Below are 13,390 nucleotides of genomic sequence, written 5' to 3'. Positions count from 1 at the left end.
TGAACCCAGGTGTCGTCGCTTCGCTCCGATGGGCGTGAAGCCGGCTTGGTCGGGTCGGTGGTCCAGGAGGTGATGGCTGCCGGCGGTGGAGTCGTCGCTCCGCTCCGATCGTGCTCCCGAGCACCATCCGCCGAGGGCACGGCCAGGGGAACGTCGCTTCGCTCCGAGGGTGCCCACGTGCGCCGGAACGGGTGCCCAGGTGCCAGCGGAACGGGTGCCCAGGTGGAGCGGAATGCGCATCGGACCCTTGGGTCCGCCGTCTCTGACCGCGGCGCGCTCATCCACACGACCAGCTTTCGACTCCTCCATACGACGCGCTCTTGGCGCCTTTCCCGCAGGGGGGAAATCAGTTCATCGCGTCCCTCTTCTCCTGGTCACGGCCCCGCGGATTCGCCGCGACGCCGAGCCCTTTCCGGATGGACCGCTCACGCGCGCGCATCTTGTGCGCCACGCGCTTTCGTGCTTCTTGTGCGACCTCGCTCGATTGCGTGGCCACGCGTCGCCGCTTTGACGACGCCGTGGCGGCTCCTTTTCCGTCATAGACCGTCCCGTCGCGCCACATTGCCCATAACACGCCCGCGAGCCGTCGCGCCACGGCGACAACGCCGATCCGGTAATCTCGACGCTCGACCACGGCCCGGCCCCACGCTCGCATGGGATCATCGCTCGGCCCGCACCGAAGAATGGTATGTGCGGCTTGCACCAGGAGCGCCCGCAGGTACGCATTGCCGTGCTTCGTGATCGAGCCCAACCGCCGTTTCTCCCGACCGCCGGACGTGTCCTCGAACGGCACGAGCCCCACGTACGAAGCGACTTGATGCGCGTTGCGAAAGCGCTTGGCTTCATCGACCACCGACACGAAGGCCGCTGCCACGAGCATCCCCACCCCGGGCGCCGTCATCAGCCGCTCGATCGCCGGCTCCTCGGCGCAAAGCTTTTCGAGCGCGACGTCGCACTGCGCAATCTGGAAGTTGAGCCCGGAGAGCATCGTCGCCAGCGGCGCGACCAGCGTGCGGCTCTCGGCGGACATCGTCGCCTTGTCCAGCGCGACCAGGAAATCATCGATCGCGCATGTCTTGACCCTCTCGCCCCGGGCGCGGAGCAGACCTCGGATCGTCACGACGTACTGCGCCCGCGTCTCGACGAGCGCACGGCGCACGGCCATCTGCTCGCGAATGGCCCGACGATGCGGCGACAGCACGTGCGCGAGCGGGATCCCGCCTCGCTCGACCGCGCGCGCCATGTGCTCGGCGTCGATGCGGTCGGTCTTGCGGCCATGCTGGCCGATGCCGAGCTGACGGCTGCGCGTGGTATCGACGAGCAGCACCTCGTGCCCCCACGCGCGCAGTTTGTCGTGGACGACCCATGCTTCCCGGCAAGCCTCGACCGCCACCTTGGCTGGCGGCGAGTCGGGCCCGAGCAGATCATCGAGCGCATCGAGCGACCGGACGGTCCGCCGCTGAACGACCTTGCCTTGTGCCACCTCGCAAAAACTGATCTCGCGGACGCCGAGATCCAGCGCTACGTTTCTCATGGCCGAACCCTCCTTGGCCCCCGTCGATTGCGTCTTTGAACGCGTGGGGGTGCTGGGGGCGGTAGCTCCCGGCGAGGGCTCGGCCACTTCTTCTTGTGCGCCCGGAGAAACTCGTCCCGACGTGCTCACAGGTTTGTCGGCGTTACGGGTTTGTCCCTTTCGTTTTCCTCCTGGTTTTCCCCCGGAGCCTGGAGCCCCCGCCGGAGGCCCCGTCCGCCCATCGCCCGCGTCTTCGCGAAGCTGGAGCGCGCAGGGCTGGTCAAGGGCGGCGCAGCCGGCGAGCTCCGCGAGCGACCCCTTGACGAGGCCGAGCACTCCAGCAGGGTCGGCAGCCGATGGGCCGACCTTCCGCACGCCCTTCGCTCTGCTCTTCTCCGTCGGTGCACTCGCCATCGGGGTACCAGGCGCCGTGGGGGCTGCCTCATCCCATCTTGGCCGCGAGACCTCGGGGGAGATTTCGACGCGTGACGCTCGCCGCGCCGCCTCGATGCCCGAGGCCGGCGAGCTGGGGCCGGCGTCCTCGGGGGTACGTCCCGACGCACCCGCCCACGGGCGGCGCGCACGTGCAAGAGCGCGCGTGCGTGCGTGTGTCACGACAAGCTTTCTGGCCGAATTATGGCCGCTCGACCCCCCCCGCATGCGGGGGTGGCCAAAATTCGACGTCGAGCGCGGTCAAGATGTCGAGAACTCGCGGAAGATTTCCGCAATCGACGGCCAGCTCGGGGCCGACGGCGAGGAGCTCCGGGCCCGCTTCCTCGACAGCCGTCGCCCTCGGCCCCGACGACGGCCAGCGCGGCGAGTGCACGTCCGGCGAAACCTCGGCGGGCGCTCGCGTCGAGCGGTGCTCTTCATTTCCGCCACCCTGCCGCCCGGCCCCGAAAGCCCTCGAAATGGCTGCTCGTCCGCGGTCTCCGCCTCGTGAGGGCTGTCCGCGCAGGACCGGGCCAACGCAGCGCACGCGTTCGGCGTGCTGAAGAAGCTGTCGCAGGTCGAGCAGGCGAAGGCCTTGCGGCCCCAAATGCTGGCAGCAGCGGACGTCGCGAAAGCGCTAGCAGTAGACGCGGTCGACGTTTCGACCTCGACGGACGCGGGCAGCAGAGCCGTGGCGCCCCGGGCCCCGGCTCGAGGCGCTGGGACGATCAAGTCGAGCGACCAGAGCTCGAGGCGCCCGATGCGCCGCGGGATCGTGTAGCCGGCCTTGCACGGATCTGGTCCATCACCGCTCTCGTTCAACCTCGAGGAGGAGGACATGGTTGCGATCGAGAAGATGGATCGCGGCGACGGCGTCGCCTGGTCGGTCGGCGATCCTACGAAAGGCCGTACCGAGCGCGCGGCGGCGGGGCGGCGCCGCGCAGCTCAAGGCCGAATCCTGGCGCCCGCGGGGCCAGCGGCGATCAAGAGATCGATGCTCGCGAGGAACTTTCGGAGGATCGGGGACGGGTTGTCTTCACGGTAACCGACGGCGAGCTCGATCGCGGGGGCCTTGCCCTTCAGCCGCCGGCTCACGACAGAGGGCGGCAGCAAGGGCTCGGCGTACGAGGGCAAGAGCGTGACCCCGCCCGTCGATGCAACGAGCGAGATCCCCGTTGCCAGGCTGTCGAGGTACTGGGTGGGCTTCACGTCCACGCCTTGCTTCTCGAAGTAGCGCCTGACGATCTCTCGCAGCACGTGCGGCACGTCGGTGTACCCGATGAAGATCTCTTTCGCGATCGCCCGCGGCTCGATCTCGGCGCGGGCGGCCAGGCGATGACTGCTCGGCAAGATGGCGACGATCGGCTCGCGCGCGATCACCCGGTAGGTGACTCCGGGACGGCGCTCCCGCCGCGAAAAGCCGAGATCGACCTCACCGCGCTGAACGGCGTCGGCGACGGCGGGTGAGTGCAGGCTGGAGACCCTGAAGTCGACGTTAGGAAAATCACTTTCCAGGAGCTGGGTGACGCGCGGCAGCCAGTCCACCTCTTGCCCCGAAAGAAAGCAGACCGAAAAGCGACTTCTGTGGGGACGCGCGGCGCGCCTCGCCGCCTCGGCAGCCTCGGTCGCATGCTCGAGCGCGAGCCGCGCATGCTCGAGGAAGGCTCGCCCGGCGGAGGTCAGCTCGACGCCGCGCGCGCCGCGCTCGAACAGCTGCGCGCCGACCTCCTCTTCCAGATCCCGGAGCTGGCGGCTGAGCGACGGCTGCGATGTGTGAAGCCGCTTGACCGCCGCGGTCGTGAGGCTTCCCTCCTCGGCGACCGCCACGAAGTAACGAAGGTGGCGGAGCTCCATCGACCCATGCATATCAGGCATGGCTGCTGTAGGCACAAGGTCTTTCTACAGCTGAAAGTCACGCCCTAGAGTCGAGCCATGGACCGGGGCCTGCCAGGCCGGCATGGCACCCCAGACCGCTGACGGACCGAGATCCACGGACCGCGGGATGGAGATCAGCAATGGACCTCATCAACAACCTTCAATCGTTTCTGCGGGTCGCCGAGACGGGATCGTTCTCGGCCGTCGCCGCGCAACGCGGCGTGACCCAACCGGCGATCTCGCGTCAGGTGGGCGCGCTCGAGGAGTACCTCGGCGCTCAGCTCGTCCAGCGCAGCACGCAGGCCGTCACCTTGACGGAAGAGGGGCGCAACCTCCTCGCGCCGGCGCAACAGCTGGTGGATGCTGCCGAGGGCATTCGGAACATGACCGGCCGCGGGCAGCGTGAGCCCGTCGGCTCGGTGCGGGTCGCGGTCCCCGTTCCCCTCGGCTTCTATTTCAGCGATCGGGTCAGCTCCCTGCTCACCTGTCATGGCGAGCTCTCTATCGATCTCGTCATGCGCGACCACGTCGGCAGCCTCGTCGAGGAAGGCCTGGATCTCGCGGTTGTCGCGGGCACCGTCGAGGACTCGAGCTTGATCTGTCGACGCGTGGGATGGACCAGCTCGTTCGTCGTCGCGACGCCGGAGTATCTCGCCGGCCGTCCGCTTCCGCGGGAACCGAGCGATCTCGCCGGCCATGACTGCATCGTGCATCGCCGCCGCGGCAGCGACGGCACGTGGTGGTTCACCGACAGGCGCAAGGCGAGCACCGACGAGGGGCGCGAATGCGCCGTCAAGGTCGGCGGCCGCCTCTCGGCCGATAACGAGTCCGCCGTCTATCGCGCGGCCGTCGGCGGCCATGGGATCGCCAACCTGTCGCACCTGCTCGTCATGGATGACATCGGGAGCGGCCGGCTCTGCCGCCTCTTGCCGGATCATCAATGTCGCAGGCAGCCGGTCTACATCACCTACACCTCACGGCGGCACTTGGCGCAGCGTACGCGCGCCGTGATGGACTTCTTGGTCGAGCTGATTCAAGAAGACCCTCACATGAAGCTCTGAGCGGTCGGGCGCAGCCGGCCTATCGACGCCGCGGCGACCAGGCAGCCGCACGCCATCGCGGCCGAGACGAGCGCGACGGACCAGCCGGCTTCGAAGAGCAAGCCGGCGAAGATGGGGCCCAACGCGGAGCCCGCGCGACCCGCGCCGATGACGAAGCCCGTGCCGCCGGCGCGGAGCTGCGACGGATACGATTGCGTTACGATCGAGTAGAAGCCAGAGTTTGCCGCGTTGACGAAGAAGCCTGCTGCCGTCGCCACGACGGTGAGGATCGCGAGGTCGGCGGGACTCTGACCGAAGGCGACCACCGCAGCGCCGCTGCATAGGAGCGCGGAGACCACGAGGCGCCGCACGTCATACCGCTGGCTCAAGAGGCTCATCGAGATGGTTCCGGCGATCCCACCGAGGCTCGCGAAGACCAGGACCCGAGCGGCGGACGATGCGGTGTGCCCCATGTCGACGACGAGCTTCGGGATCCACTTCATCAGGAAATAGAGCGCGAGCATGTACGCGAAGAAGGCGACGGTGAGCGCCACGGTCGTGCCGAGCAGCGCTCGGCCGAAGAGCGCACCGCCGCCGCCGCCGAGCTCGGGCGCCGTCCGCGCCGGCAGCGCAGCTATCGGTCGCCGCCCTTGGCGGACGAGGATCTCGTTCACGCGCGAGAGCGCATCCTTCGGCTGGCGCTGACAGAGGAACGCAATCGACTCGGGAAGGAACCAGAGGGCCGGAGCGATCAGCGCGGCCGTTGCAATGGCACCTATCTGGAACACTGATTGCCAGCGTTCGTCGTTCGCGAGCAGAGCGGACGCGGTCAGCCCACCGAGCACGGCGCCGAGCGAGTAGCCGCCGATCGTGAGCATGATGGCCAGGCTGCGGCGCCGATCGTTGGCGTACTCCGCGACCATTGCGCTGCTCGTGGCGAGCATGCCTCCGATACCGAGGCCGGTATAGAGGCGCACCGCGGAGAGCGTCGTGACGTTGCTCGTCATGGAAGCGAGCCACATCCCCGTCGCCATCACCACCAGGCAAGCGAGCATCGTCGGCCTGCGACCGACGCGATCCGCGAGCGACCCCAGAAGAAAGGCGCCGAAGCCCATACCGACCAGCTCCATCGACAGGACGACCCCCAAGACGGCCCTGTGGATGTTCCACGCAGCGGCGATGCCGGGCGAGGCGAACGATACCGAGTAGACGTCGAAGCCTTCTGCCGCTGTGCAAGCCGTGGCGATCGCGATCGCCAGGACCTGCCGCGTGTGCATCGGCTCGCGCGCGAAGAGCAGCCGAGGATCCGCGGTCATGAAGCGCCCGAGCGCGGGTCCCCGAACAAAAGACGTCGACTCACCCGAGCCATCATGCCCGAGTGAGTCGACGAAGCACAGCCTGCGGTTCAGGCCAGCTGCGCCAGCACCGCGTCCGCGAGCGGCGCCGTCGACGCCGGATTCTGGCCGCTCAGGAGGTGGCCGTCCTGCACGACGAAGGCGGCCCAATTCGGCCCCTTCTCGTACTGGGCGCCGAGGTCGCGCAAGGTTTTGGCGAGGAGCCAGGGCGCGTTGTCGGCGGTGCCGAGCTCGACCTCTTCCTCGTCCGAGAAGGCAGTCAGCCTGCGGCCACGGAACAGCCACTCTCCACGCTCGTTCTTCGCGGCAAGCAGCGCCGCCTGACCGTGGCAGACGGGGGCGATGATCTTCCCGTCGCGGTCAGCCTCCGCCAGGATTCGTCCCATGTCGGGATCCTTGTAGAGGTCCTCGACCGGGCCGTGGCCGCCGGGAATGACGACGGCGTCGTAGCGAGAGGTGTCGATCTCGGCGAGGACGAGCGGCCTCTTCAGCGAGCCGGCGATGGAGTCCAGGTACTTGCGGAAGTGGTCCACGTTCTCCTGGCCGACCACCTTCGGGTCCATGCTGTGCGGATCGATGGTCGGCGGCACGCCACCGGGCGTCGCGATAGCGAGCTCACAACCGGCCTTGGCGAGCCGCTCGTGCATCACCACGAGCTCCTCGGCCCATACGCCGCTCGGGTACTTGCTCCCGTCGGCGCGCGTCCAGGTGGAAGCGGCGGACAGCACGATGACAATCTTGCACATGATGAATTCTCCTTGGTTGCTATGGTCGGTTTCGCCCGTCATGCGCGCCTTTGCGGCAGCGGGCCGTCGAGCTGGTTGCAGAGAGCAGAATGGTGCTCGCTTGCGCTTCGGGGAACCGCCGCGCCGGTCATAGGGCTGCGTACGGGCGGTATGAGGCGGAGCGCTCGCCGCACGAACAGCCACGATCCGACGGCGATGAGCGTCATGCCCACGGCGAAGCAGGTCGTCCCGAATGCGAGGCTGGTTCGATCCACCAAGAGTCCGGTGAGGATCGGCATGAGACCGCAGGGGACATAGCCGCCGATGTTGAGGACGGCAGTCGCCTCGGCGCGTCGCTGCTCGGGTACGTACAGGCCGATCAGCGTGAGGCCCGCGAGCTGCGCCAGGCCATGACCTGCCCCGGCGAACATCGCTCCGATCAGCAGGGCGCTCGCCAGGGAAGTCGCCACCGCAATCACGAGGGCCGCCATGCCGAGGATGATGGCGACGAAGCTGAGCCGGAGGATCACCCGTACGGGAGCCCTTCGGGCCGGGAGTTGGGCGAGCGTCGCCGTGATGAACATGGCGCAGGCCATGGCCCCGGCCACGAGAGGATTGGTGACGCCGTTCAGCTGAGCGAGGACCGACGGGCCGAGCGAGAGGACGAACGCCGTGCAGCTCATGGCGCAGCCGAAGGCGGAGATTCCCACCGCGATGTGCATGCGGCTCTGCCTCGGCACGCTGGGCCAATGCGGCCGCCACGCCCGCGAGGGCGGTGCGTCCGGTGCGAACGGCAACGCCTGGACGAGCAAGACGGTCGCCGACAGGATGGCGAGCTCGGTCGAGAACACAGCCTCGCTAGGCCGGTCGAGCGCCAGCGCGCAGCTGCCGGCGAGCAGCGGCCCCAGGGCCGCGCCGAGCACGAGCGACGTCGACGCGAGCAGTGCAGCCATTCGACGCCGCGCCGCACCGCCGAGCTCCATGACCGACGCCATTCCAGCGGTTATGGCCGTCGCAACGGCGATGCCGGAGACGAAGCGGGCCACGAGCAGAGCGGGCACCGATTCCGCGGTCGCGAACAGGACACAGGCGACCATGCCCGCGCCGAGCCCGGGGACGAGCACGGCGCGACTCCCGAAGCGGTCGGCGCACTGACCCGCGATCGCGAGCGTGGCGAGGAGCCCGGCGATGTACACCGAGAAGAGCGCCGTGAGCGTGGACGACGAGAAGCCGAGCTGCGATTGCCAGCGGACGTAGAGCGGTGTGGGCGCGTTGGAGAGGACGAAGACGGCGGTGACGACGCCCGCGGCCGCCAGCATGCGCGCGGGCGGACTTCGGCGGCTCACAGCTTCGGTGATGGCCATGGTTTGCCTCGGCTGAGCGCGTCCAATCGAGTGGGCCACGTGGCCAGTACGCTGATCGCCGACGAGATGGGCGTCCCGACCGAAGCCTGTCTCCAGGCAGTCCCGCTCGGGCAATTGGGCGACACAGAAGACATTGCCGAGGTCGTCGCCCTCCTCGGCTCCGGCCGCTGCAGCTGGCTGACGGGCGTGAACTGCCGCGTCGACGGCGGAATGACGGCGCGTTGAGCGTGCCGGCGATGGCGCGCGGCGCGCTGATCCGCCGGCTCCGCTACGGTCTGGCGTCGTGCCAAGGACAACGTATCCCGGGTGTCTCTATCCCCCAATTCTTGTAGAAGATGCTCGTGCCGTCCTTAGTGGTGATCGCGCTCATGATGTGCCTATCTTCACCGAGATAAACGCGAGCGGGGCTGTGTCACGCAGCCTTGGTGGGGTCGCCCACGGACCAGGCCAGCGCCACACCACGATCCATCGTCTCGATCGCAGCCATGTCGTCGTCGTCGATGGTGAAGGAGAAGATGTCGGCGTTCTGGCGCAAGCGCTGGGGGTTGGTGCTCTTGGGCAACACCGCGTACCCCTTCTGAACGCCCCATCGCAAGAGCACTTGCGCCTCGGCGACGCCGTACTTCTTGGCCATCGCCTTGAACGGCGAGTCCACGCGCTCGCCGTCGGACCGCATCGCATCCGTCTTGCCGCTATCGTGGCCAGGGGCGGTCCGCCACGTCGAGAGGGGCGCGAGGCTACTGTAGGCAATGGCGGCGATCCCGCGCTCCTTCATGTAGCGGACGAGCTCGGGCTTCTGGGCCCAAGGGTGCAGCTCGATCTGGTTCGCTTGCGGCTGCGGCATCTCGGCAGCCTCGAGCTCCTTGAGATGTCCGATGTCGAAGTTGCTGACGCCGACGGCTCGCGCCTTGCGCTGCTCTTTCAACGCCACGAGGCCCCGCCACTGCGCGAGGCGCTGCTCGGGGTCGAACGGCGCGTGGATGAGGTACAGGTCCACGTAGTCGAGCCCGAGGCGCCCGAGGCTCTCGTCGAGCGAGCTGATGGTCGTCTCGGTGGTCTTGGGCGTCTGCCCCCATGCCGCGTTGCCGGGCCAGAGCTTGGTGGTCACGAAGATGTCGCTGCGCGAGAGCCCCTCGGTCTCGAGCGCCCGCCGGATGCCTTCGCCGACGCCGGCCTCGTTCCCGTAGAACTCCGCCGTGTCGATGTGCCGGTAGCCGGCCTTGATGGCCTCGTGAACGGCGCTCGCGGCCTCGCGGTCCGGGATGAGATAGGTGCCGAAACCGAGGTAGGGGAGCTTCACATCGGGGCCCAGGATCTGTGCGCGTTCGCGGTTCATGGTCGTTCTCCTTCGAATGGCTTGCCATGCCAGCTCGGCAGGGCCTGTCCGTGGTGTTGAACCTAAGAGCCTTCCTTCATCGATGGAAAGACCTTGTTCCTACATGAGCCATGCCTTCCAGGCATGGTCTCGCGCTGGAGCGGCTCGGCGCACAGGACGCGCGTGGGCAAGCGTCTCGCCTCAAGCGGCGGCCAGCCATTCCCTCGGCCGACTCCGACGCTCGTTCGGCGACCCTTTTTCGTACGCACGTCGCGCGCGCCAACGAGCTCGCGGTGCCGGTTCGCGACGCGATGCAAGCGCTCGATCGCCCGGTCCAGCAGTGGTTTCGGAGCACACGAAATGGCCGAAGCCTGCCTAGGTGGCTGGTGTTTTTCGAGCCGCGACCACCACAGCTAGCGCATGTTCACGCAGCGGCCGCGCTGCAGGTAGCGTGTCCGCTGCGAAAAACACCAGCCACCTAGCTAACCAACTTCGCCCTCCAGGTTCGGGGCGCTGGCCAAGGAGTCGGATGATTGGGTGAGCCTCCAGCATGAAGGACGAGGGCGACAAGATACGTCCCGACCACGCGTACCCCCAGAGTCGCGCCACATGCACAACCTGGCGCTCAAAAAAGACCAGTACCTGATCCTCGTCTTGCTGCACATCCGGGACAATCTCGCGAAGCGGACGGGTGTCACCCAGCACCGCAAGGAGCCGATTCAACCGAAATCGCTGCACGAATGGCTCAAAGCCCTCATGGTCGGTTACTGCACCAAGGCTCGCCAATGGTGGCTGCGACAAACCATTCAACATCTTCGCGGCGGCGTCGCGGTCGTTACAAACCCGCAAAAACCCCTCTGCAAGTGCAAATCGCTCGTCCACGGCGAGAGTGCGTACCTCGGCCATCGATACAATTCTATTGAAAAACGAAGTAGCGCGCTCCCGGTCACCACCATGCAGCGTCTCCCGCCAGGCATGAAAGTGCGACCAGAACAGCCAAGCCCAATCTGCGTCATCGTCCTGTCGCCATGTAGTGACTACAGTGACAAATTCATCCCATCGCTTTTGATCGCGCAGTTTCTCTGCAAGCCGAAAGCGGAGAAGGGAACGCAACTCGCGAGTGGCCTCAGCGGCGCTATGTTGACGGGCTCGGTCCTCACCTCGCTGGAGGCGTGCAATTAGGTCAAGTAACTGTAAGATCGGACGAAACCAGGAAGCGGTATTGATCCACGCTTCCAAAAGCTCGTTGGCTTCCCGGGCCTTATGCTCCTCGGGCTGCACCCCGCTCAGTACCTCGTGCGGCTCGGCAAGATTGAAGATGCGCTCTGCCTCGATCTTCATTCCCGCTTTCGCAAGTACCTCGCACGCCTGGAGAGCCTTGAGATGCGTAACACGCAATCGATTACCATCGCGGATATGGTCGGCGGCAACAGTCGGTCGGTCAAGTGCAACGAGCAGGCTAAAAATTGGCAATTCGCGGATGTTGAACTCGCGGTACTGGTGCTCGCTGGCAGCAAGGACGGTTCGAGCCAATGCACCGATGTCTCCTTGTCGTGCGGCAGCTTGGATCGAATGATGGATATCGGCTTGAATGGCGTCGATGGGTCGCCCTGCCATGAATTGAGCACGGAACGTCTCGGGGATGGCAAGCGCCAGCACCGCCTCATAATCACCAGCATGCGCGCGGTAGTGCAGCTCATCCCATCGCCAGCAAGACGTTTCCGGTAAGCGCGCGCAACACTCAGCAAGTTCGCGATAGAGAGGCGCATCACCTCCCGATGAGCTCACCCCAGGAAGAGCGCGCGTCTTCCTCAAGAGAAATGCCCGAAAGCTGTTATGGAAGAAGTAACGTCTTCCCTGGGCTTCGTGCCGAAAGTAATGATCGAAGCGTCCGAGTCGATATAGCGCGTCGCTATTGGCCCATTGCTCGATCCACGCACTATCCATGGCACCGCGCACACGTGCGAGTAGTGCGAGCAGATGCACAAGGACTCGATCCTCCTCGATCGCAAGCCAGTGAGCCTCATACTGCTCGTCGATGCGCTCGTTAAATGGTTCGACGGCATCGAGGATCTCGGTAATCTTCATCCCCTTGCTTCGCTGAATCCGATTGAGGAGGTAGGCGAGAGCGAGCGGGTGGCCATTCGATAGTTCAAAGATACGATCAACGTCGTCGGCTGCGGGCATCGGTACGAGCTCGGCCCTGGAGACGGCCTCCACGACTGAGGCGCGAGGCAGCCGCCGCATGATAACGCGCCGAGAAGGTTCGCGAAGCTGTATGCGCACCGGGCGAGCCAGGTCGGAAAGCTCATCCGTCTGGGACCCAAGTATAATATAGACACCATCCGGCACGCCCGCGGGGGCAGGCATATCTTTTAGGAGAGCACGCTGCGGGGACTGCTCTCGGGCAATGTGATCGAGACCGTCGACCATGATAATGGTCTTTCGACCTGTTTGTTGAAAGTCTTCGCCGAGTCGGCGAAGTTGTTCCTGAAATCGATACGTTAATAGGTCTAGGTCTGCGCGCGCGAGGCTATCACCTGCACGAAATCCCTGACGATCCAGCTCTAGAGTGAGATCGTGGAAAAAATTTATGGATTCACCACGCCGAGCATTCGGCTCAAGGGAATCTGGCACGTAAGCGTAATACCGGACCACACGCTCAGGGCGATACCGCATGGTCTGCGTCAGAAGCGTGGACTTCCCTGAGCCTGGAGAACCCAATACAAGCAAGTAGCCGCCAGCATGATTGCGTATGGCACTTTCTAACTCGTCGACTGTCTCGCGAATGGTTTGGTAAGGGATGCTCGGCTCCGGGAAGTCGTGGCGATGGCGGAACTCGGCCCGCTCTCTCCACCCCAGCTCATGCAAGAGACGCTCGCGTGAAACCTCTATGATTTGGCGGGGATCTGCAACGAGCTTGAAAAGCACAAGGTTGAGCGCGTCGAGGTCCTCCTTCCATGCTGCCACCTCCCGAGCAGTGATGGTAGGCAAGCCATCGGTTGCCGCCGGGGAAGTTATGGTGTCGGGTGGCGCGGTTCCGAAGTCCAGCTGGCAGTCAACCGTAAAGCGATCGAACTCATCCGATGTTAGCTTGCTCGCGGCAACGAGATCTGCCCAGGCGCGTGTCCAATGCTCCGGGATGGGCACTCCGCTGGTTGAGCACGCTTTTGGTAGCCAGCATTCTGCGATGAATGCTGCAAAGTGTAAAGCTCCCCCGCTGGAAGCGCCGGGTAACCTGTCTCTGGTGGAGGGAAGATCGTTTGTGACGAGATGCACGACAACTCGCCGACCCGGGTTCTGCGCCCTCAGTCGCTTCCACCCGTCGGCAAGCTGCGCAATCAGGCACGGCGCATCAGGTCCCGGTTTCGTCAGTTCGTTAAACGTGAACGAACCCGGAAAGCGGCTCCACTTCACCTGGTAGGCATCGAGACACCCCTGGTCGGCAATCTGAAGATCGTCGAGCCGGCCCGCATTAGGATCCGCCACTCTGAGCCAGACGAGCGTACCGTCACGCAGCTTCTTGAGGATCAGCTTGGCTGCGAACCGATATTGTGGTTGATACCCGCCAATCGCGCGCCGTTCACCTAGTGCGGGTGGTTGACTTGGTGATAGCGATGCATCGTCCACTCCAGCTGAAAGGTCGTATCACCTCGCCCACCCCCGTCCTGACGCCCCGTGTCCCTCGTGCCCAGGCTCCCCGCCGGAAGGAGCCTCAACATGCGTACGGAACAACAAGCGGCAGCCATTCGTGCGGAGGTCTCGCGTATC

Annotated in this window: 8 protein-coding genes; 1 reads left to right on the top strand and 7 read right to left on the bottom strand. The window is 65.7% G+C overall.

Annotated elements, in window-relative coordinates:
* Window positions 1-346 precede the first annotated feature (346 nt).
* Both E8A74_RS50335 and E8A74_RS50330 read right to left on the bottom strand, forming a co-directional pair.
* Entirely contained in the window at window positions 347-1,534 is a 1,188-nt protein-coding gene (locus E8A74_RS50335; RefSeq protein ID WP_170229999.1) for an IS110 family RNA-guided transposase, read from the bottom strand.
* A gap of 1,356 nt (window positions 1,535-2,890) precedes the next feature.
* Complete coding sequence (locus E8A74_RS50330) at window positions 2,891-3,799, bottom strand: LysR substrate-binding domain-containing protein (protein ID WP_136936348.1); 909 nt, start codon at window positions 3,797-3,799, stop codon at window positions 2,891-2,893.
* Between the two features lie 161 nt (window positions 3,800-3,960).
* Here E8A74_RS50330 and E8A74_RS50325 point away from each other — a divergent pair, with 161 nt between their 5' ends.
* Window positions 3,961-4,881: a LysR family transcriptional regulator gene (locus E8A74_RS50325; protein ID WP_136936347.1), complete on the top strand. Its 921-nt coding sequence runs from the start codon at window positions 3,961-3,963 to the stop codon at window positions 4,879-4,881.
* Here E8A74_RS50325 and E8A74_RS50320 read toward each other — a convergent pair.
* From E8A74_RS50320 to E8A74_RS50295, 5 genes are all read right to left on the bottom strand, one after another.
* Complete coding sequence (locus E8A74_RS50320) at window positions 4,866-6,176, bottom strand: MFS transporter (protein WP_136936346.1); 1,311 nt, start codon at window positions 6,174-6,176, stop codon at window positions 4,866-4,868. The genes E8A74_RS50325 and E8A74_RS50320 overlap by 16 nt on opposite strands.
* A gap of 89 nt (window positions 6,177-6,265) precedes the next feature.
* Window positions 6,266-7,003 (bottom strand): type 1 glutamine amidotransferase domain-containing protein, encoded by a 738-nt coding sequence (locus tag E8A74_RS50315; protein ID WP_211365646.1) that lies wholly within the window; start codon window positions 7,001-7,003, stop codon window positions 6,266-6,268.
* On the bottom strand, window positions 7,000-8,418 hold the full coding sequence (locus E8A74_RS50310; RefSeq protein ID WP_232380106.1) for an MFS transporter: 1,419 nt from the start codon (window positions 8,416-8,418) through the stop codon (window positions 7,000-7,002). The genes E8A74_RS50315 and E8A74_RS50310 overlap by 4 nt, the downstream gene beginning before the upstream one ends.
* Window positions 8,419-8,716: 298 nt before the next feature.
* A complete protein-coding gene (locus tag E8A74_RS50300; protein WP_136936344.1) occupies window positions 8,717-9,640 on the bottom strand; it encodes an aldo/keto reductase in 924 nt (307 codons plus the stop codon).
* Window positions 9,641-9,994: 354 nt separating this feature from the next.
* Window positions 9,995-13,249 (bottom strand): AAA family ATPase, encoded by a 3,255-nt coding sequence (locus tag E8A74_RS50295; RefSeq protein WP_136936343.1) that lies wholly within the window; start codon window positions 13,247-13,249, stop codon window positions 9,995-9,997.
* Between the last annotated feature and the right edge of the window lie 141 nt (window positions 13,250-13,390).

The organism is Polyangium fumosum, assembly GCF_005144585.1.
GTDB classification, from domain to species: domain Bacteria; phylum Myxococcota_A; class Polyangia; order Polyangiales; family Polyangiaceae; genus Polyangium; species Polyangium fumosum.
Note: the sequence above shows the minus strand (reverse complement) of the source record. Positions and strands in the feature narration are given on the sequence as shown.